Origin of the sequence: Portibacter marinus (assembly GCF_021533195.1) — a bacterium.
GTDB classification, from domain to species: domain Bacteria; phylum Bacteroidota; class Bacteroidia; order Chitinophagales; family Saprospiraceae; genus Portibacter; species Portibacter marinus.
In genome coordinates this window covers 268,609-289,851 of sequence record NZ_JAJNKB010000002.1, presented here as the reverse complement: position 1 = coordinate 289,851, position 21,243 = coordinate 268,609, and the positions used below count along the sequence as shown (strand labels likewise).

16 protein-coding genes are annotated in these 21,243 nt (G+C 40.2%); 3 read left to right on the top strand and 13 right to left on the bottom strand.

What is annotated here, in order from left to right:
• Window positions 1-11 precede the first annotated feature (11 nt).
• The 9 genes from nqrF to L2567_RS05320 all read right to left on the bottom strand — a co-directional run bounded on the left by nqrF (window position 12) and on the right by L2567_RS05320 (window position 10,420).
• The gene (gene nqrF / locus L2567_RS05360; protein ID WP_235296718.1) at window positions 12-1,331 is read right to left on the bottom strand and encodes an NADH:ubiquinone reductase (Na(+)-transporting) subunit F; all 1,320 of its coding nucleotides are present in this window, start codon (window positions 1,329-1,331) and stop codon (window positions 12-14) included.
• 25 nt (window positions 1,332-1,356) lie between these two features.
• Window positions 1,357-1,956: an NADH:ubiquinone reductase (Na(+)-transporting) subunit E gene (gene nqrE, locus L2567_RS05355; RefSeq protein WP_235296717.1), complete on the bottom strand. Its 600-nt coding sequence runs from the start codon at window positions 1,954-1,956 to the stop codon at window positions 1,357-1,359.
• Between the two features lie 20 nt (window positions 1,957-1,976).
• Complete coding sequence (locus L2567_RS05350; RefSeq protein ID WP_235296716.1) at window positions 1,977-2,672, bottom strand: NADH:ubiquinone reductase (Na(+)-transporting) subunit D; 696 nt, start codon at window positions 2,670-2,672, stop codon at window positions 1,977-1,979.
• A gap of 4 nt (window positions 2,673-2,676) precedes the next feature.
• The gene (gene nqrC / locus L2567_RS05345; RefSeq protein WP_235296715.1) at window positions 2,677-3,423 is read right to left on the bottom strand and encodes an NADH:ubiquinone reductase (Na(+)-transporting) subunit C; all 747 of its coding nucleotides are present in this window, start codon (window positions 3,421-3,423) and stop codon (window positions 2,677-2,679) included.
• A complete protein-coding gene (locus L2567_RS05340) occupies window positions 3,416-4,669 on the bottom strand; it encodes an NADH:ubiquinone reductase (Na(+)-transporting) subunit B (RefSeq protein ID WP_235296714.1) in 1,254 nt (417 codons plus the stop codon). The genes nqrC and L2567_RS05340 overlap by 8 nt, the downstream gene beginning before the upstream one ends.
• Window positions 4,670-4,679: 10 nt before the next feature.
• Window positions 4,680-6,305: a Na(+)-translocating NADH-quinone reductase subunit A gene (locus tag L2567_RS05335; protein WP_235296713.1), complete on the bottom strand. Its 1,626-nt coding sequence runs from the start codon at window positions 6,303-6,305 to the stop codon at window positions 4,680-4,682.
• A gap of 104 nt (window positions 6,306-6,409) precedes the next feature.
• The gene (pnuC, locus tag L2567_RS05330; protein ID WP_235296712.1) at window positions 6,410-6,988 is read right to left on the bottom strand and encodes a nicotinamide riboside transporter PnuC; all 579 of its coding nucleotides are present in this window, start codon (window positions 6,986-6,988) and stop codon (window positions 6,410-6,412) included.
• The gene (locus L2567_RS05325; RefSeq protein WP_235296711.1) at window positions 6,989-9,361 is read right to left on the bottom strand and encodes an OmpA family protein; all 2,373 of its coding nucleotides are present in this window, start codon (window positions 9,359-9,361) and stop codon (window positions 6,989-6,991) included. It abuts the gene before it with no gap.
• A 12-nt stretch (window positions 9,362-9,373) separates the two neighbouring features.
• The gene (locus L2567_RS05320) at window positions 9,374-10,420 is read right to left on the bottom strand and encodes a PorP/SprF family type IX secretion system membrane protein (RefSeq protein ID WP_235296710.1); all 1,047 of its coding nucleotides are present in this window, start codon (window positions 10,418-10,420) and stop codon (window positions 9,374-9,376) included.
• Window positions 10,421-10,537: 117 nt separating this feature from the next.
• Here L2567_RS05320 and L2567_RS05315 point away from each other — a divergent pair, with 117 nt between their 5' ends.
• On the top strand, window positions 10,538-11,509 hold the full coding sequence (locus L2567_RS05315) for a DUF2279 domain-containing protein (RefSeq protein ID WP_235296709.1): 972 nt from the start codon (window positions 10,538-10,540) through the stop codon (window positions 11,507-11,509).
• Window positions 11,510-11,711: 202 nt separating this feature from the next.
• Here L2567_RS05315 and L2567_RS05310 read toward each other — a convergent pair whose 3' ends face one another.
• Window positions 11,712-14,234 carry a M14 family metallopeptidase gene (locus L2567_RS05310; RefSeq protein ID WP_235296708.1) on the bottom strand — a complete coding sequence of 841 codons (2,523 nt, stop codon included), beginning with the start codon at window positions 14,232-14,234 and terminating at the stop codon, window positions 11,712-11,714.
• 73 nt (window positions 14,235-14,307) lie between these two features.
• The gene (locus tag L2567_RS05305; RefSeq protein WP_235296707.1) at window positions 14,308-15,261 is read right to left on the bottom strand and encodes a methylenetetrahydrofolate reductase; all 954 of its coding nucleotides are present in this window, start codon (window positions 15,259-15,261) and stop codon (window positions 14,308-14,310) included.
• Between the two features lie 73 nt (window positions 15,262-15,334).
• Here L2567_RS05305 and L2567_RS05300 point away from each other — a divergent pair, with 73 nt between their 5' ends.
• Window positions 15,335-16,330 (top strand): phytanoyl-CoA dioxygenase family protein, encoded by a 996-nt coding sequence (locus tag L2567_RS05300; RefSeq protein WP_235296706.1) that lies wholly within the window; start codon window positions 15,335-15,337, stop codon window positions 16,328-16,330.
• A 531-nt stretch (window positions 16,331-16,861) separates the two neighbouring features.
• Here L2567_RS05300 and L2567_RS05295 read toward each other — a convergent pair.
• Window positions 16,862-17,521, bottom strand: a complete 660-nt coding sequence (locus tag L2567_RS05295) for a carboxypeptidase-like regulatory domain-containing protein (protein ID WP_235296705.1) — start codon at window positions 17,519-17,521, stop codon at window positions 16,862-16,864.
• Window positions 17,522-17,765: 244 nt separating this feature from the next.
• Between L2567_RS05295 and L2567_RS05290 the strand changes: the two genes are divergently transcribed.
• Window positions 17,766-18,740, top strand: a complete 975-nt coding sequence (locus L2567_RS05290; RefSeq protein WP_235296704.1) for a hypothetical protein — start codon at window positions 17,766-17,768, stop codon at window positions 18,738-18,740.
• A gap of 12 nt (window positions 18,741-18,752) precedes the next feature.
• Here the strand turns inward: L2567_RS05290 and lon are convergent, their stop codons facing one another.
• On the bottom strand, window positions 18,753-21,161 hold the full coding sequence (gene lon / locus L2567_RS05285) for an endopeptidase La (protein WP_235296703.1): 2,409 nt from the start codon (window positions 21,159-21,161) through the stop codon (window positions 18,753-18,755).
• Between the last annotated feature and the right edge of the window lie 82 nt (window positions 21,162-21,243).

The window sequence follows — 21,243 nt, the reverse complement described above, 5'->3', positions numbered from 1 at the left end:
TTACTTCAGAATTATCCTCCGAAATCATCAAAGCTGATGTTTTCTTCCGGAACTCCTAATTCGTCTAAAGATTTCAGAACAGAAGCATTCATCGCTGGAGGTCCACAGAAATAATATTCTATTTCCTCAGGCTCTGGATGTTTCGCTAAATATTGCTCGTGAAGCACAGGCATGATATAACCTTTGAATCCATCTCCTTCTGAATCTATATCCTCTTTCACTTTCCAATTGTCCTCTGGTAGAGGATTGTCTAAGGCCACGTAGAATTTAAAATTAGGAAACTCTTTTTCAATTTCTCTAAACTCTTCAATATAGAAAAGCTCTCGCTTAGTTCTACCTCCGTACCAATATGATACCTTGCGATCCGTAGTCTTTAAAGTATGGAACAAATGGAACAGATGTGATCTCAAAGGAGCCATTCCTGCACCTCCACCAATGTAGACCATCTCTTTTTTGGTCTTCTTAATGAAGAACTCTCCATAAGGACCAGAAATAGTACACTTGTCACCAGGCTTCAAACCAAAAACGTACGATGAACAAACACCTGGATTAACACTTTGCCAGGTGTTTTTAGCTCTATCCCACGGTGGTGTGGCAATCCTAATATTAAGTTTTACAATGTTTCCTTCGGCAGGGTGATTGGCCATTGAATAAGCTCTAAACTGTGGCTCGTCATTTTTCATTACCAAAGGCCAAAGGTTAAATTTATCCCACTCTGACTTAAACTTATCCGGATCATCATGATAGTCTGGATGTGCCGTTATGTCCATATCTTTGAAAGGCACTGTGATCTTTGGAACATCTATTTGAATATAACCTCCTGCTTGAAAATCCAATTCTTCTCCCGGAGGTAATTTCACTACAAATTGCTTAATAAAAGAAGCCACATTATAGTTTTCAACCACCTCGCATTCCCACTTCTTAATACCGAATATTTCTTCCGGTATTCTGATCTCCATATCTTCTCTCACCTTAACCTGGCAGGCTAATCTTTTATTCTCAGCCGCCTCCTTTCTGGTAAGGTGGTTCATCTCGGTAGGTAGCGTCTCTCCTCCACCCTTGTCCACATGACACTCGCACATTGCGCACGTTCCACCTCCTCCACAAGCTGAAGGTAAGAACACATTTTCGTCCGATAAGGCAGAAAGCAAAGAAGACCCAGGCTGAGCCATAATTGGATTATCTTCATCTCCGTTAACCACTATTTTCACAGCACCCTGTGGAACCAACTGTTTTCTGGCATAGATCAACATGAAAGATAGTGCAGAAATTACTCCGCAGAATACTAACAAGGCCCAAACAAATGGTAAGACTTCAATTAGTAAAATCATATTACTTTTTCTTGTTTATTATTTATTATAAAATAGCTGGATCGATACCCATTAAGCTCATAAAGGCAAGACCCATCAACCCGGTCAGTAAAAAAGCCATTCCCAGCCCTCTCAAGGCCGGGGGGACATTAGAGTATTTTATCTTTTCTCTAATTGCTGCAATAGCTATGATGGCTAAAAACCAACCAAATCCTCCTCCTAAACCAAACGCAACTGATTCAGGAAAGTTGTATTCATTGGATACCATGAATAGTGATCCACCAAGAATCGCACAATTTACTGTAATCAGCGGGAGAAAAATACCCAATGAATTATAGAGTGACGGGGAAAACTTCTCAATAACCATTTCTACTAATTGTACCATCGAAGCGATAACAGCAATGAATAGAATAAACCTTAAAAAGGTAAGATCAGTCTTAAACAAACCACTTTCACTCAGGAGGTGCGTATTTATAATCCAATTGATGGGCATCGTAATGCCCAAAACAAATATTACAGCCAGTCCCAGACCAAAAGCGGTCTTTACTGTCTTGGATACCGCAAGGTAAGAACACATACCCAGGAAGTAAGCCAAAGCCAGGTTCTCTATAAAGGCAGATGTAATAAATATATTAACTAATTCCATTTCTTTTACTTACTAACTTATTATGAAATATCCACTAACTTCTTGTTCCATGCTCTTTGAATCCAGATCAGCACACCAATCACAAACATGGCAGATGGGAACAAAACCATCAAGTTGTTCGGCTGATACCATCCCAGAAAAGCTATGGCTTCAGTATCTAAAACGTAATTGGGACCAGGGCCAATTATTTGGAAATTTAGTAGAGACCCTTTGCCGAAAAGCTCTCTGATCGCTGCAATTACAATTAGTATGACTCCATAACCGAAACCATTTCCAAGTCCGTCGAGAAAAGATCGATAAGGGTTATTGGCCATAGCAAACGCTTCCAATCTTCCCATAACAATACAATTTGTAATGATCAATCCAATGAACACACTTAAGTCCTTATAAACTGGATAGGCCACTGCTTTTAAGGTCAATTCCACAAGGGTTACCAAAAAAGCGATGATTACCAACTGTACAATCATCCTCACCTGTTTAGGGATATAATTTCTAAGCAATGAGGTAATCAAGTTGGCAAATGCACACACAAAAATAACGGCAATAGACATCACTATTGCTTTATTTAGGAGCGTGGTCACGGCAAGTGCTGAACAAATACCCAAAACCTGGACGGTAATAGGATTATTGTCATTCAATGGATCTGTCAGTAACTTCCTTTCGGCTTTACCAAACGAAATCGCTGATTCTTTTTCCTTTACTGCTGTTTCAGCCATAATATTAATTATTTGCTTTTAAAAAAGGCTCATAATACTTCATACCCTTCTGAATCATTGCTTCCACCCCATCCGCTGTAATTGTCGCTCCGGTAATACCATCTACCGCGTGTGGCATGCCTTCCGTACCTCCACCTTTCTTCACTTCAATCGATACAAAATTGCCCTCTTCGTCATAAATTTTCTTGTCTTCAAACTGATCTGCCCATGCTGCATTATCTTTTATTTCAGCTCCAAGTCCCGGTGTTTCAGCTGCGTGATCGAATGCTACACCTGCAATGGTATTCTTATCACTTTCCAATGCTATATTCCCCCAAATTTCATCCCACAGTCCATTGCCTCTCACACTAAAAATATAAAATCTAGTACCATCAGATTTGGTATAAACATACAATGGAAAAATTTTTTCAGAGTCGGGTTTCTTTCGCTCTTTACCCATCTCAATATCTTCCGCTCTTCCCCCTGCATACCCTGCAGCAATAACTTGTTCAGATGAAACTTCATTACCATCAATGTCAAAAACCTTTTGCTCAATTTTGGTATCAAAAATCTCCTGAACCTGTTCATCGGTCAGATTTCCAAAATCTCCCTCTATTTCACTTGCAACAGCTGATAAAATAGCTCTTTTGTTATAGACTGCCTCATTTAACTTATGAATTGGCTTCAGACCGATGGCCAAAAATGCCAGAGCAATAGCTACAATCGCAGTCATAATCAATACAAACCTTGTGATATATCCTGTACTATGCACGTTTTAATCTTTTAGATATGTTAGCTTGAATGGTATAATGATCCATAAGTGGAGCAAAAGTATTCAAGAATAATATTGAAAGCATCCATCCTTCCGGATAAGCCGGATTGAGTACCCGAACGATCATTCCGATAAATCCAATGAGGAATCCATAAATCCATTTGCCTGTATTAGTAGATGCCGCCGTTACAGGGTCAGTAGCCATGAAAGCCATTGCAAAGAAGAAACTACCCATCCAGAACTGATAGTACCAGGGCACTTCCATAAATGGTGAAGCTCCCCAGGCATTCATAAGCATAGCCATCAAGGCTGCACCAATAAACATACTGAGCATGATCCTCCAACTGGCAATTCTTGTAATTAGCAATATAGCAGCTCCAATTAGGATGAGTGGTTTAGAAGATTCCCCGATAGACCCAGGGATGGTTCCCCACCACATTTGGGTAGGTGTATACACTTCCGTTATTCTTTCCCAACCACCCTGATAGGCAAGGCTTAGAGGCGTCGCACCTGTAAATCCATCTACAATACTCGCGGAAGCCGCAGCTTTAAAAGTGTCTAGTCCACCCCAATTGAACAATGCATCGAATAAGCCATGTGCCCATCCATATTGAGGCATTTCCCCTGGCGCAATGGTATCAAAACCTGAGACCCAAACCTCATCCCCTGCAATAGTGGTAGGGTATGCAAAAAATACAAATACACGTGCCAATAATGCAATGTTCCAAATGTTCATCCCGGTACCCCCAAATGCTTCTTTTCCGATGATTACAGCAAATGCCACCGCAACAGCTAAAATCCAAAGTGGTAAATCAGGAGGCATGATCAATGGAATTAGGGCACCTGATACCAGAAATCCTTCCTCGATACCATGGCCTTTCTTAGCAGCAAACCAAAACTCGATACCCAGTCCAACCAAATTTGCCACAACAAACAATGGCAGTAGCTTAATTAATCCGTGGACCAACTTTAAATGAAAGCCTTCCAGAAATCCCGTGTATATGCCCATCGCACTGAAATGCTGATGCCCGATATTATATGTTCCGAAAATGTAACAAAGCTGTAAAGCAATGACCACATGGATCATTGTCCTTTTCAAGTCCATGCCATCCTTCACATGAACTCCACCTTTGGTTACCTCATTAGGTGTATATGCAAAAGTGAAAAAGCCATCATAAAGCGTGTGAAGAAATGGAGATTTCTTCTTGTCCGGCTCTATTCTCTTTATAAAATCTAATAGTCCCATTAGTATATTTTTAACCTTGTTCTTGCATTAAGTCCAATCCTTCCCTCAGAATATTTTGTAAAGGTTGCTTAGACGTACACACAAATTCACAAATAGCAATATCTTCTTCAGTTAATTCATAGATGCCCAGGCCTTCCATCTTTTCAATGTCACCAGTCATGATAGCCTTCATCAAATGAACAGGATAGATATCCATCGGTAAAACACTTTCATATTGTCCTGACATCACAAAAGCACGCCTCTCACCATGAGTATTCGTTGTCGCTTCAAATTCGTGATCTCCGAAAAGTGCATTGGGAAAAGTCCCAGAAATACTTGGTCTAGGGGTGATAGGCAAAAGCCAACCAAACAATTCATAATCATCTCCTTCCTGTAAAACAGTGACCTGATCACTTCTGAAATCAAGAAAACCGTTGATTTCTTTTTTCTGTCCTGAAAGCGCATCTCCACTAATTAATCGATTGTTATCTCCAACAATATTACCATCTACTAAATCTCCAATGTTTGCACCAAGGTAGGTTTTTACATAACTGGGCTCAGCTACTTGTGGACCACCTACAACCACAATTCTTTCCGCATCATACTTTCCTGTTAGAAAAAGTCTACCTAAAGAAATTAGTTCCTGAACACCGATGGTCCATACCTTACTCTTGGTAGTGATTGGTTCAAGGTGATGTATCTGAATGCCTACATTTCCTGCAGGATGCTTTCCATCAAAATAATGTAACTCTGCGTTCATTACCTTCGAAAAAGTATCTGAAATGACGGCATCTTTCCGACCATCTAAACCAACATAAACCTTTCCATCGGTCAATTTATTCAACACATTGATTCCTTCTTGAAAAGCAACTGCGTGATCCTCAGCAATAAAACTGTAATCCGGAGCAAGCGGTGCAGTATCAAAAGTTGAAATAAAAATATTATCGGGAACCACATCATCTTCTGGTACGACGTCATAAGGTCGCTGATTTAAAAGGGGAAGAGCTCCACTCACCTTCAAAAAGGCCATTAAATCTTCTCTACTGGCTTCATTGATCTTAGGAACTGCAAATTGCTTGTGCCTCATCACTCTATCTGCCAAAATCACTACAGAGGCGATCGATCTCTTCGCGCCTCGATTAATTTCAATCACCTCGCCTGATACCGGTGCCACATAATTGATACCCTCTCTTTTTTTATCATAGAAAAGAGGATCTCCTATTGCTACCTCATCTCCAACTTCGACCACAACTTTAGGAATGGGAGACATTCCATTAAAATTCTGAGGCTGTATTGCAAATGTTTTGACATTACCTTCTACAAGCACATTCTTAGGCTTTCCCGCAAGATTTAAATTGAAACCTTTGGTCAATCTATGGTAAGGAGCATCTTTTACAAATGCAGGCTTTTTTGGACCAAACCAGTCTCTTATCCTAGGAAACAAGGAAAACTGGCCCTTCGATGTATCCAGATTATTCTTCTTCGCTTCAATTTGCATCAAATTATCCGCAAGCGATATGATCAATCCAATTACCACCACCAAACCGACTACAATGATCGACATGGTCAAAATATTTCTACCGCTGTCTGACTGTGCTGAAATAGGAAGTGAAAAAAGGATTAATGCAAGAAGGAAGGTGAGTTTATAAACTCTCATTTGCAATACTTATATTAATTAATTCAAAGCTTTTTCGTAATTCACCGCAAAGATAAAAAGCTTTTGTTTTTTATCGCTTATGCCACCGCGCAATTTAGGCTCAACTAGTTATTTAGATTTTGTCTAAATAGGCGGAGCCAATTATAAGATCCATAGATCGCAAAAGCCGTAAAAATCATATATAATAATGCATAGAGCTCCCAACCTCTAACATAGTAGAGATAAGTCATCACCAAATCGATGATCACAAAATAGAGCCAGGCTGAAACTTGTCTGTTGACCAGAAATATGGTCGCAATGATGCTAAAAACGGTAGTGAAAGCGTCTACCCTTGGAAAGGCAGCATTCGAAAAAGCAGACATCAAATAACCGTAAATCAATGAAACTAAGATACCTATCAATATGATCAAGATATGAGTCAAAAATTTGGCGTCAAAAGTGACCTTGACATTCCGCCACCTTGCCAATCCGATAAAGCCCATGATGATGTAGAAAATTTGTAGAATTCCATCAGAATATAGCTGAAGTCCACCAAGAAAGTCATGATAAGCTATGCAAGCACAACTAATAATTCCAAAATACCAACATTCGATCCGATTTCTAGCAGAAAGGACTACGTATATCACACCTGTAATCAGTCCGATCCATTCTATGATTGAAAACCCAGAAAGCGTCTCAAGCATTTATTCTATTACTTCCACTGTAAAAACAGCCTCGTCCACAATGTGCTCCACATTTGAGATGATATTGATGACTTCTCTGTATTCCTTCGCTTCTTCCTTTAAACCACTATTGTATTTCGCCTTAATAACAGCTCTTTGTCCAGGGGCTAAAGGCTCAGTAGAGTAATCTAACTCAGTACAATGACAAGTTGTGATAATTTCAATGGCTAATTCAGCATTGCCCACATTTTCAATCGTAAACTCAAGTTCTTTGACTTCACCTTTCCTGACTTTTCCCAGGTCTAAGTTATTATTATATATTTTTATCAAAGGCAATGAATCACCGAAGGCTTGTTTGCCACTATTACCAGGCAACTCTTTAGGAACTTCTTTCTGAATTTCAATCGATTGGGGACCTTCCAGGATTTTAAACTCCGTTCTACGATTGACCCTATGTTCTTCGTCTGGACACCTCACTCCGTTGACACATCTATTCAAAATTTGTGATTCTCCATATCCGACAGTCTGGATTCGCTCTGCTTCTACGCCTCGATCCACAAGCCAATTCTTAGCAGATTCAGCCCTCCTTTGAGAAAGCTTCTGATTATAACTGGCCACCCCTTGTGCGTCAGTATGCGATGAAAGTTCAATAACCATATCAGGATATTTCTCTAGTAAGTCATACAAGACTTGAAGGTCTTTTTCCGCATCTGGTAGAATCTTGTCATCATCCAGATCATAATAGATATTGTCTAATCTAATGGCTTGGTTGATGGTTACGATTTCAGTTATAGTAGTAGCCGTATCCACTGGTTCTACTGGTATCGGCTTGAGCAACTTACTTTTATTAATCGTAAAATCATCAAGGATTCCCACAGTATTGAATTCAAGGGAATCTGGATAGTACCCTTCTTTTCTGAATACGAGTTTATACGGTTTATCAGAGTCCAGCAAGAACGTGTACTGGTCAAGATTTTCATTGGTTTTTGTGATGGGATCAATGGCCTCACCAGACAAATCCACCAATGTTACCTCAGCTCCTTTCATTGGACCCTCCTCATTTTCAGCAACTGCAATTAAATCTATGATCAACTGTCTGATTCCAAAAGAGTAAATGTCATCACAACACGTTTTACTCTTTAAATTTCTCTTCTTCTCATTGGGTCTGTTAGATATTAAATAACCCTTCTGACCACCATTGTAGCTGGTAAAGTACATGTCATCTAATGGTGTATTATACCCTAAGCCAATATTTTCAATTTCGCTCCATTCAGAACCGTTCCACGATGTACGATAGATATCGTATCCTCCCAAACTGGCATAACCATCAGAACTAAAGTAAAGCACACCATCTGTATAAAAGGGTGTAATTTCATTTTCCCCTGTATTGACCGTTTCACCTAAATTAACCGGTGTTGCAAATCCATCGCCTTCGATGGTAGCATAATAGAGATCAAAACCACCTTCACCACCTTCCATATTAGCAGAAAAGAATAAGACATCATTGCCATACAGCTCACCAACAGCAGGATGTCTGAGCAGAAAGTCACCATTTAAAGATTCAACCTCTAGTGGCGGGGACCATCCTGAATCGCTTCTATCGCTCACATAGAGTTTAGAAGTGGCTAACTCTTCTCCTAGTAGAGTTGACCTGGTAAAAAACATCCTCCTACCGTCAGGGGTAAAAGTGACATTGCCACTGTGAAACCCATCCCTATTGATCGAAGCCGGCAAAGCTTTAGCTTTGTCATAGCCTTTGTCTGTCTCCTGTGTGGTATAAATCTTAGCAAATGCATCTACCTCCTCTTTTCCATCCAATATGATGACCTTATTAGATTGAAACGACGAGAAATACAGTGTACCGTCCTGATATTCAGCTGCACCATATTCTGGACCCGCTGAATTCACTTTACGATCCAATAATCTGACCACCACATCATTGTTCTCATCAAGGGAAGACGACATTGTCATACCTTCCATCTCCAATCTGGCTCTTGGCTTGAGTTCTTCCAGGTCAGAAGAGTCAATAAAAAACTGGAATTCCGCATAGGCATCATTGTATCGGCCCAAGGCTTTCAATGCTTGTCCGTAGTAGAACCGCTCATCGATGTACTCCATCTCCTTATCTCGCTTTAGCACGCGATCGTACCAACTCTCTGCTCGTTTATAATCTCTGAGCAACATATTGAGATCCGCGATCAGGATCGCCAGATCGTAATCTCGCTCTTCCCTGTAGGCTTGCTCGTACCATTCCAAAGCGTTATAATAATCATTGTTTTCTAATGCCTCGTCTGCAGCGTCTAACATAAACTGTAAAGGCACCTCCTTCAGCGGTTGTGCAATTGCGAATAAGGGTAAGGTCAATAATAGAATTATCTTCAGATAACTGTTCATATGTACTTTATATTAAAATCGAGGACAGAATACTGCCGGGTCAACTTTAGGTCTCTTATAGATTTTCATGATGTAATTGGCACTTATTTCTAACGCTCCAAAACCTCTGTTCGTATATACTTTACTTGAAACTGTAGCATCGTAAGCTAATCTGACTTGAAGATCCTTCATGTCAAATCCCAGGTAAATGGGTATGGCGTCAATGGGATTCAAGAAATTAATTCTAGCTCCTAATCCTCCATAAACCGTAATGTCCTTTTCCGGATCAAAATAATATCCTGTGATGGCCTGAAAAGCAACTTCGTTGCTTTGCCCAAAATTTTGAAAAATCATCGCTGGAATAATCTTCGTTCTATCGTTCAGTACTCTGTCATATTCTGCAAAGGCTGTTATTCTTACAGGAGTTCTTGAACTTCCACCACTGGAGATTGCTCTTTTGGGACTGTTCAAATGTGCCAATGATATCCCTCCACGAAATGCAGAAACTTCATCAATATTAGATTTAAGAACAATTCCTCCTCCAAAGTCTCCTTTGGTTCTGCTGTTTTCAGGATCTTGGAACTCCTGTGTTTGTGGATCCGGACCTTGACCTAATATCGTTGATTCAAATGTATACCGATCCACTCTTCTGACGCTTAAGTTGGTCGTTCCGGAACTAATGGCAAATGAAAGGGTATTTCTTCCAGCTCTGCCCAAAGGCATATGATACGAAATGGCTTGTACGGAGGTTGTCTGACGCAGATTTCCTATGCCAGCCACATCCGATGCCAAACCGATGCCAATTCCGATCCAGTCTTGCTCCCTGACTCCTCTCAATACAGGTGCATCTATATAAGCGGTATACGTTTCGTAACCCCTATTGGCAGCTGTTGCCTGAGAATTAGCAATGACATCCTGAATTCGATACACTCCGCCTACCCTTGCCGTTCCACTAAACGCACCTGAGAGCGCTGGATTTAATCCCACCGGACTCATTTGAAACATGGAATAATGCAAATCCTGGCCGCTCAAGCCTATAGAAAACAGTAGTAATGTTATAATGGTAATATTAAATTTCATATGTTTTCATTAGTGCTCGAAAGATAATCTTTTTTTCGTAATCCGACTGAAATTGCCAATTTATGCGTACCTATGGCGAGGATTTTTTAGATTTTTATTAGACAAAATAATGGATTCGTGCGATCTGTATTAAAGGTATTATCTTTTTTGGTTTTAGGTCAATGTCTACATGCACAATCCTCATTTATTGTACCAGCTGATACTCTCAACAAAAAACGATTTAAAACGGCAGCCGTCTTTGCAGGTACAACCTATACCGGATTTTCCATCGGCTTATATCACGCATGGTATAAAGATTTCGAACAAGCGCCGTTTCACTTTTTTGACGATTGGAATGAGTGGAACAATATGGACAAAATGGGTCATTTTTACACTGCATATTTTCAGGGCGTCCTTTGTTACAAAGGGGCTCGATGGACGGGATTGAATGAAAGGAGGTCGATTTGGACTGGAATTTTACTCGGCACCTTGTTTCAGTCCACGATAGAAGTGATGGATGGTTTCTCTGAGAAATGGGGATTTTCAGTCTATGATGTAGCATACAACATCGCTGGTGTAACTGCATTTGGGCTACAGCAAAATTACTGGAAGGAACAAAGGATTCAATTTAAGGTCTCTTCGTATAGTAGGCCTTACTCTAGAGTGCCCATTTTAGCAAGATCTGGACAAGAAATCACTTCGATAGAGAACAGAGCCGACCAGTTGTTTGGCAATTCCTTTGCTGAACGGTTTTTAAAAGATTACAATGCACAGACTTTATGGGCTAGTGTAAACATCCATTCTTTCCTGCCTGAACACAATCGGTTTCCTAAATGGTTAAATCTAGCATTAGGTACGGGCAGTGAAAATATGTTTGGAGGATTTGAAAATGCATGGGAGAACAATGGTGCGGTATTTGAGTTGTCTGAAACTTCATTTCCAAGATATCGCCAGTTTTTTATTGGCTTGGATGTAGATTTAACCAGGCTGCCTATTGATAATTATTACTGGAATTCGCTTTTGAGCATTTTGAATATTTTTAAACTACCAGGACCGGCGATCGAGTTCAATACCCTTGGTCAGGTGAAGTTTCATTTGATTCATTTTTGATCATTTTTAGAGTCGTAAGGGATATTAGAAAAGATGATATACTTTAATAGTATTGATTTTTTTTTCCTTTAAGGTCAATTGTTTTTTTACTTAGAAATCATCTCCTGGAGAGCTTGCCGCGCACTAAAGCCATGCGCAGCTCTCAAGGAGAAAATGCTTTGAAGGAGAAAGCGTCGCCGATAGCTCATAACTCACATTGTTTTTACCAAACCAAAAACAAGGCATTGGAAAATAACAATTGACCTTCCTTCCAAAAACCCCTGAATAAAGGATTGTCTATCATATAGATCATGTGACCACTTCCTTTACGTTCTACAGCAAAATCAACGCTGCCTTTAAGTGACTCCTTAATAGATGAACCAATGAAGCCAACCGTCATCGCGTCATCCTGGATTACGCCCACATTATATGCATTCTTGAGGGGTCGGTAGTTCAATCCGCCAGTCTTCAAAGAGTAGTAAGTCCCTCCTATACCATAAGAAAGTGGATTCGTCTCATCCATTTTAACTTCATAAATCGCTCCTGGTACATTATTGACAATTCTTCGTCTTTCGGCACCTTCATATTCGTGAAATCGATCAACCAACTCCTGCTCTTCCCTTTCTTTTTTTGCTTCACTTTCTTCCTCATCCGTAGCATATGTTTTCAATCCAAATCCATCCTTATCCGCAAAAACACGATTGGCATACCCCACACTGATCAACTTGCCACCATCACGCACCCAATCTTGAATTTTTTCGCGATCATCTTCAGAAAAACTATAAAATCCATCCGTCATGACCAGCACATTGAACTTATCGAGATCAAGTCTTCCAAATCGTTCGGCATCCACCACTGTCAATGGATAATCAATGACCTGCTCAAAATAGTGCCATACCTGACCAAAAGAATTCGCCCGGGTCGCTTCACCAGATAAAACCACCGCTTTAGGTGCTTTGATTAATTCCATTTTGCTGGAGCCTAAATCTGCTCCTGATTGCGAAAAACCAGTTTTGACCACAGCATAGTCATCCTGATTTGCCCCAGCTTGCTTGAGTTTTTCCAATAATTCAGATGCCATATCCTTATTATCTGCTTTCGTGATAATCACACTATTGCGATCAAATGACTCATTGTTAATGGAAAAAGGCAAAGTTGAAAGCCTCATGGTTACATCAGCCTCGTGTAAGTTGCCTACAATTTCGGCTGCCTCCAGACTGTTCCACTTCAAAATGATGGCATAAAATTCATCATTCATTGGCTGACCCATGGAATCTGCCCTTCTTAATGTATCAAATGAAGTGAGCGAAGTACTTGCGTACGCAGGCAATCCATAGGCATAGGGCAATGCCCAGGCTGTGATATCGTAGGTCAAAGAATCCTCAAGCACAGAACTTGGATCTAATAACACTTGAATCAGAGTTTTCTTTGGTTGGTCTGTATTGACAATGAGATCACCTTCACCTATCTCGTACTGCGCATTTGCTCCCTCCATATAGGAATAGGCCGTTCCACCTTTGCCTGAAGCTGCCCATCCATATTTAATACCTTGCAAAGTGAGTAAATCTGCAAGCGCTTTGATTTTATCCTCATTTGTATTTTTGATGATATAAGACTTGTAACGACCGGGAGCTTCTTTGGCATAAAATGCTTTAAATTCCTCGATCAACTTATCAGCGTTTAAAGAGGATATTTCTATTGTGGAAATCGCAGTAGTATAGTGATGTTGTACTCTGTCATGCAGTGACAACACCTCTCCATTATCCATATCAATCGCACGACCGGCTCTCGGGCCACCACCTTGTTCGTATGTCATTCCTATCGCTCCATTAAAGGTTGGATAAGTGTCACCGTAACTGGGATAGAATAAATCAAAGACCTCTCTAGTAAAGTATAACCATCCTTCATCATCAAAGTATTTAGCGTGATTTTTACCAATTGCTGTTTGAAATTCCCCTTGCCAGTCAGTAATGTAATCGTGGTAAGGTGCCGCAGCTGGAGCAAAATAATAGGGACTGTTAGAACCCATTTCATGGAAGTCCACATGAACATGAGGCAACCACTGATTATAAATTTTCATCCGCTGTTGTGATTCCACTTGAGTTTGCCACGCCCAGTCTCTGTTCAGATCGAATAAATAATGATTCACTCTACCTCCTGGCCACGGCTCATAGTGTTCTCTATCTTCCACTCCAGTATTCTTCCCTTTCTCAGCCACATTTCTATTCCAATGGGTATACCTTGAGTAGCCATCCGGATTAATCGATGGATCAAAGAGAACAACTGTATTTTCAAGCCATTCCTTAATCTTACTATCCTCTCCTGTAACCAATTCATAAAGAACCGGCATGGAGGATTCAGATCCTGCAGCTTCATTGCCATGAACACTAAAACTTAGCCAAACTAAAGTGATATCGTCATATTCCGGGAAAGATTCGCCTTCCGGCAAACCTGCCCTGAACAAATTGTTTTTTCTGATTTTATCAATATTGTCTATATTTTCTTGAGTAGAAATCACTAAATGCAAAAGCGGCCGAGCCTGATTTGTCCTTCCATACTCACTAATGAGTACGTTGTCATTGGTTTCAGCAACATGGTACATGTAATCCACCAACATGTGGTGCGGAGTAAATGCCTCACCAATTTTGTGAGGAAGAAATTCATTAGGCGATTGGGTCTGCGCAGCGGAAGAATGTCCAATTGCAATTAAGAATAGTAATATCGTTGCGGATTTAACGAAGCTCATATTATAATTTTAAAACATTGAAATAAATTCGGCCCTAAAACTAAAAAGCTTTCGTTATTTATTTATTGTAGAACTATGTTTTCTCAATAATCTTTACAATGGTATCTGAATCTCCCATCGTATAGTAATGTAGACAAGGTACGCCGGCTTCTTTAAGCTCTCTGGACTGATGAATAGCCCATTCAATTCCTATTTCTTTGATGTGGCTTAAATCTTTGGCTTTCAACAAAGCCTTGGAAAACTCCTCCGGAAGATTGATGTAAAAGTTTCGGGGAATGGAATTAATTTGATAGCGCTTTGTCAATGGCTTTAAGCCAGGTACAATCGGAACATGGATACCCGCTGCTCTACATCGATCCACATACTCAAAATACTTCTTGTTGTCATAAAACATTTGTGTTACAATATAGTGAGCTCCGGCATCTATTTTGGCCTTGGTATATTTTAAATCTGTTTCGATGTTGGGGGCTTCAAATTGCTTTTCAGGATATCCGGCTATTCCAATGCAAAAATTGGTCTTATTTCCATTCTCAATGTTTGAGTCCAGGTAGATCCCTTTATTCATATTGGAGATCTGCCTGACCAAATCTACCGCATATGAATGACCTCCTTCTTCCGGTATAAATTTAGTATCAAACTTTCTGGCATCACCACGCAGCGCTAAGACATTATTGATGTTCAGAAAGTTCAAATCTATCAATGCATCCTCTGTATTCTCTTTGGTAAATCCCCCGCAAATCAAGTGAGGTACAGCATCTACTCCGTATCTATGCATCAGCGCCGCACAAATTCCCACTGTGCCAGGTCTCTTGCGAATGGCCACTTTTTCAAAAAATCCAGACTTCCGCTCTGTGTATATAAATTCTTCTCTGTGATAAGTAACATCTATGAACGGTGGTTTGAATTCCATGAGAGGGTCGAGGGTATCAAATATAGATTGCATGCTACCACCTTTTAGAGGCGGTAAAACTTCAAACGAGGTCAATGTTTGTCCCTGGGCTTTCTCGAAATACTCTGTTACTTTCATCTTCCGTTTTTAGTGGAGCTGCAACTCCTGGATCGCTCAATGAGGCGCAAAACTAGTAATAACTTTATTAACTTTGTATCAAATCCATTCAGACATTAAAAAATTAGCACAGAAATACACGGGAATTTTACGAAGCTTAAAATTGACGTATGTCATCAATAATTTCCTGAATCGAAATCATCTTCAGCATAATAAGGCACTGTATAAGAAATATGAGATCAAGAAAAGTATCTACAGTCCATTGGGTAGAAAAGATGTATCACATATCAACCATCCCACTCCCTGGTTGGATAACGAAGATGCACTTGATCTAGCCAAGAAACATGAACAATTTCAGAAGTTTACCTCGGAGATGAAGGCGCAAATCAAGCAGTTTGTGGAGGAAGGGTATCTAATTTTAAAAGGTTTTTTGGATGTCAATGTTGTAAACGAAATCAATGTGGAGGTGCAAAAATTGATGGATGATCAAAAACTTGACTTTAATTATGGGGGGAAGAAAATCGTTGAGTCTTACAAGTGGTCGCCTTTGGTAAATGAGCATTTCTTTAGAAATCGCGAATTATTAGAACTTCTTGAATTTTTACTAGGCCGCCCTGTCATTCCTTTTCATACCATTAATTTTCTGGAAGGAAGTGAGCAAAGAGCACATTCAGATTCCATTCATATGGCTACAGCTCCTGAAGGGTTCATGATTGCGGCATGGGTAGCGCTGGAAAATACGGATGCCGGAAATGGTCCCTTGTTCTTTTACCCCGGTACTCATCGATTGCCTTATATCAGTTGCCTTGACTATGATAGTGGGAACAGTAAATATTTGATAGGTGAGAATAGCTATAAGAAATATGAGAATTATATTTCCGAACTTATCAAGGAGCAAGGTTTGAAAAAGGAATATTTTCATGCTGAGCCTGGAGATCTTCTGATTTGGCATGCCAATCTGCTACATGGTGGTGATCCTATTTTTGAAAGAGGCAGATCAAGAAAAAGCATGGTCGCGCACTACTTCGGAAAAGATGTTTTATGTTTTCATGAAATCTCCCAAAGGCCGGCTCTGCTCAATTTAAAGTAATACTATCATTGATGATAGTGTTGCTATTAGCGTTGACTAATTGTAAATGGTTAAATGCGAACTGCGAAAAGCCGAGCGTGATAGACGCATTTCGTATTGCGAACACATACCCTTATCCCTTAAAGAGCAACCTGCGCTGCATAGCCTGGCTAAAGCTCTTAAAGGGAAATGCGAAATGCCAACTGCGAAAAGCGAATTACGAACTGAGTATCGCGAACCTTCCCCCTCATCCCTTAAAGAGCAACCTGCGCTGCATAGCTCTGCTGAAGCTCTTAAAGGGAAATGCGAAATGCCAACTGCGAAAAGCGAATTACGAACTGAGTATCGCGAACCTTCCCCCTCATCCCTTAAAGAGCAACCTGCGCTGCATAGCCTAGCTAAAGCTCTTAAAGGGAAATGCGAAATGCCAACTGCGAAAAGCGAATTACGAACTGAGTATCGCGAACCTTCCCCCTCATTCTTTAAACAGCAACCTTCGCGTCGCAGCCTGGCTACAGCTCTAAAAGGGAAATGCAAAAGGCGAACCTCCCCTCACTCTTTTTTCTTCCGCTTGAAATCTCCACGCTTCCAGGCTTCGATAAACTTAGCCCAGGCAGCCAGATCAAATATTCTTTGTGGCTTAAACTGTCCTTGATAATAATTGGCCTGAGCTTGCTCTTTTAAATAAATATTACCAGCCTCAACACCATCTGCCGGAACAGCTTCCCTGAGCTTCATCAACGCATTTTCTGCCAGATTTTCCTTAGCGCGTTCACGCATTTCGTCAGAAACATCCATCGCCAAAAATTCAATATCAAAATACTCCTTGCTTGGCCAGGGATAGATTGTGGCTATAGGTAAAAGCACTGAATCCTGGGACATAATCTGGATAAAGGAATACAGATTACCTTGAATGGTATCCGGAATTTCAAATTCTACGGTCTGATATCCTAAATGAGAAAAAACAATGGTTTCACCTACCCTTCCCGCCAAAGAAAAGAAACCGTTCATCTCAGATACTGTTCCCCGACTTGTACCCTTTACACCTATATTAGTATATGGAAGAGGTACGGCATTTCCGGCTTGCTCAGTTACTACCAAACCCGAAAATTGGACCACTTTGACACTATCAATTTGCTTCTGAGCAGATACTTGAATTCCCATCAGTAGAAAGACTACTAAGAAGCTACTGGTTATGATGTTTCTGCTCATAGAATTCATTTGGCAAATGTAATTATAAATAACAACATTCATTTAACGGGTTTAGATCGATGAAAAAAATAAGACAACTGCTTTTAACATAGTTTTAACCAACGAAAATGTCATCTAGTTTTCAAAACTCGGATTACAACTCATAAAATACAATATTGACATAGGGTCAGGAATGAAATTCTGGTCTTACTATTATCCTGTGGACTGAAAAGTCTGCGCAAACTAATGTTTAAAACCTTAATTTATGAAGTGTTTATACACCCTCACTTTGTATATTTTGTCAACTCTCTATATTGCTGCACAGACGGCATCGACAAAATATATGTCTAAAATTTTTCAAGACAAAAAGTACGTCATTACTGAAACCGTTTTCGAAGACGGTCATAGAGAACAATTTATTACTAGTGTGCCATTGGCAGAAACCAAAAAATTGAAAGCCACTGACAAACTGGATAACATCAAAAACATTCCTTGGGATGATAATTCATCTCTCGAAGGTCATCAAAAGAATGTCAATTCGATTCAAAGTATAGAAAATGCATTTAACAATGCTTTGTCTTCTATGGAATCTCAACTTTCTTTATCGGAAGATGCATTTGAGAAGATAGTTTTAGAAGAAGAATTCCTCAGTCTTGAAACAGGGGATCAGGTACTTACGCTCCTTAATAAGATAGTGAATGCCGTTGCTTCTTCTCCTGAATTTGAAGGCTACATTCCCCTCGAAGGTGTTGACCGTGGTGTGACACAGCATTCTAATGCTATTGCCCAGGGTCTACTCGAAGAAGATGGCGATGGCCCTAAAGCTATATCGGATGTCATTGGCTTAAGAAATATTGAATTCTCAGAACATTACAGGAATGACGGCATTTTTGTTACCAACGGAGAAGACCCCATTGCGCATCCTCAGATTCAGGCATTATATCAATGGTTGTTTGCTGATGCTCATACTGGTTGGTTCAATCGCGAATTGATTTTAAATCAAGCCAGGAATTATTCGTCCAAAGGTTTGAATGATGACTACCATGTTCCTGGCGCAGAAGGCCTAATAGGAATAGGTACTGCATACAAGCCGATATTAGAGCACATTTTAATCAATCCAACGTTTGAAATGGCTACTACAGTGGTACTACAAATTGTAGATCCACTCAAAAACAGCAAATATGCCTTTGGGATAGACAAAGTGTCTACAATACCAGACGAAATAGCTTCAGCAAGATAAAATTTGTTAGAATTAGAAAGTGTCTATACCGAGTGCATGATGTAAAACTTCATGCATTCTTTCTACATATATGAACTCTAAACCTCCGATATATCTTGGATCTATTTCTTCCACGTGTCTGCGGTTATCTGCACACAATATAATGGTATCCACACCTGACCTTTTGGCTGCAAGAACTTTCTCTTTAATGCCACCCACTGGAAGCACCTTGCCTCTTAGCGTAATCTCTCCAGTCATAGCCAGGTTCTTCTTCATGGCTTTTTTCTTAAAGGCTGAGACCAATGCTGTCAACATGGTTATTCCGGCACTTGGACCATCTTTGGGAATGGCGCCTTCAGGAACATGTATATGGACATCATATTTGTCTAATACCTCCTTACTGATGTCAAGTGTATCTGCATTAGCTTTAATATAGCTTAATGCTGTGGTTGCAGATTCTTTCATAACATCGCCTAAATTACCGGTCAGGATCAATTTCCCCTTACCTTCACTCAAGCTGGCTTCAATGTATAGGATATCACCCCCTACCCTGGTCCAGGCAAGGCCTATTGCTAATCCCGGCAACATATCTTCTGCATATCTCTCCTTCGGAAACTTTTCTACACCAAGCAAGCCCTTCAGGTCTGTGATCTTTATGGCTTTATTATAATCCTCCTCCATAGCAATGTTTTTTGCTACGCCTCTCATCACTGCTGCAATCCGACGGTTCAGACTTCGAACTCCTGATTCCCTTGTATATTTTCTGATGATGTAGTCCAATACTTCATCCTTCAACTTCACATCTGCTGTCTTCAACCCATGCTCTTTTTTCTGTTGGGGAACCAGATGCTTCTTAGCAATCTCAATCTTTTCCTCCGTCGAATAACCACCGATTTCTATAATTTCCATCCTATCCAGAAGGGCGGGTTGAATAGAGTTCAAAGAATTGGCCGTTGCAATAAAAAGTATCTTCGAAAGATCATACTCCATTTCCAGGTAGTTGTCATAAAAGGTTTCATTTTGCTCAGGATCCAATACCTCCAGTAAAGCGGAAGATGGATCACCTCTATGATCTCTGCCCAGTTTATCGATTTCATCAAGAATAAACAAGGGATTACCTGAACCTGCTTTTTTGATGCTTTGTATAATCCTACCTGGCATGGCACCGATATAAGTTTTCCTGTGACCCCTGATTTCACTTTCGTCATGCAATCCACCAAGAGACATTCTAATAAACTTTCTTTTAATGGCATTGGCTATCGATTTCCCCAGGGAAGTTTTACCTACTCCCGGAGGCCCTACCAAACAAAGGATAGGAGCTTTCATATCGCCTTTAAGTTTCAACACGGCAAGATGTTCCAGTATTCTTTGCTTTACATCTTCCAGTCCATGATGGTCTTTGTCCAATTGTTCTTTGACCTTTTTCAAGTTAAAGTTATCCTTGGTGTATTCTTCCCAGGGCAAGTCCAGCATCAACTCCAGATAATTCATCTGAACACTGTACTCCGCCACCTGCGGATTCATCCGCTTTACCTTCTGCAATGTTTTTTCAAAGTTTTCAGCTGCTTCCTCCGGCCATTTTTTTCCTTTAGCTTTTTGAGCCAACTCATCTAATTGCTCTTGTTGGGGGTTTTGTCCTAATTCCTCCTGAATGGTTTTCAATTGTTGGTTCAGATAGAAGTTTCTTTGCTGTTCTTCTATGTCACCTTTGACCTTTGAGTCAATTTGATCCTTGATTTCCAACATCTGTAGTTCTGCATTCATATGCTTGAGAATGGCTTCCGCAGATTTCTCAGGGTCCGTAATTTCAAGCACTTTTTGCTTCTTTGCTACAGATACATTTAAATTAGAAGCAATAAAATTTTGTAAGAAGCCGCTACTTTCAATGTTGTTTAACATCATGACAGCCTCGGATGGTATTTGAGGCGAGAGCTCGATGATTTTCTTCGCCATATCTCTGATAGAAGAGACCAGAGCCTCATAAGAAAGTTGATCCTGAACCGGACCTGTATTAATCTGCGAAATTCTGCCGTTGAAATACGGATCTTCGAATAACCATTCTTCCAATCTAAATTTCTTTCTACCTTGAAGAATAGCTGTAGTAGAGCCATCCGGCATTTTGATTTTCTTAATGATTTTGGCGACGGTGCCCACATCATAGAGATCATCTACATCAGGCTCATCGATCTGCACTTCTTTCTGAGAAATGACACCAATTAACTTGTCTGTTTTAAATGCTTGATTAACAGCCTCAATGGACTTATCTCTTCCCACTGTTATCGGAATAACAACTCCAGGAAACAAAACTGTATTTCTGAGCGCTAAAATAGGGAGCTCAGTATTGATTATATCTTCGTCGTGGTTCTCATCAGCTCCGATGGAGAAAAATGGAACGGTGTCCTGGTCACTCTGTGAGGGAGTCATTTTGATCGTTTCGAACATACTCATTACTTTTGTCTAGGAACATGCCTAGACCAATAGTGGGTCAATATTTGTACCACTGTACATTTATAGTTCTTAAAGT

Bases quoted from the DNA above. Each gene is read 5' to 3' on its own strand.
- L2567_RS05340 (WP_235296714.1), bottom strand. From the start codon at position 4,669: ATGGGACTATTAGATTTTATAAAGAGAATAGAGCCGGACAAGAAGAAA.
- L2567_RS05320 (WP_235296710.1), bottom strand. From the start codon at position 10,420: ATGAAATTTAATATTACCATTATAACATTACTACTGTTTTCTATAGGC.
- lon (WP_235296703.1), bottom strand. From the start codon at position 21,161: ATGTTCGAAACGATCAAAATGACTCCCTCACAGAGTGACCAGGACACC.
- L2567_RS05310 (WP_235296708.1), bottom strand. From the start codon at position 14,234: ATGAGCTTCGTTAAATCCGCAACGATATTACTATTCTTAATTGCAATT.
- L2567_RS05295 (WP_235296705.1), bottom strand. From the start codon at position 17,521: ATGAGCAGAAACATCATAACCAGTAGCTTCTTAGTAGTCTTTCTACTG.
- nqrE (WP_235296717.1), bottom strand. From the start codon at position 1,956: ATGGAATTAGTTAATATATTTATTACATCTGCCTTTATAGAGAACCTG.
- L2567_RS05325 (WP_235296711.1), bottom strand. From the start codon at position 9,361: ATGAACAGTTATCTGAAGATAATTCTATTATTGACCTTACCCTTATTC.
- L2567_RS05350 (WP_235296716.1), bottom strand. From the start codon at position 2,672: ATGGCTGAAACAGCAGTAAAGGAAAAAGAATCAGCGATTTCGTTTGGT.
- L2567_RS05335 (WP_235296713.1), bottom strand. From the start codon at position 6,305: ATGAGAGTTTATAAACTCACCTTCCTTCTTGCATTAATCCTTTTTTCA.
- nqrF (WP_235296718.1), bottom strand. From the start codon at position 1,331: ATGATTTTACTAATTGAAGTCTTACCATTTGTTTGGGCCTTGTTAGTA.
- pnuC (WP_235296712.1), bottom strand. From the start codon at position 6,988: ATGCTTGAGACGCTTTCTGGGTTTTCAATCATAGAATGGATCGGACTG.
- L2567_RS05305 (WP_235296707.1), bottom strand. From the start codon at position 15,261: ATGAAAGTAACAGAGTATTTCGAGAAAGCCCAGGGACAAACATTGACC.
- L2567_RS05290 (WP_235296704.1), top strand. From the start codon at position 17,766: ATGAAGTGTTTATACACCCTCACTTTGTATATTTTGTCAACTCTCTAT.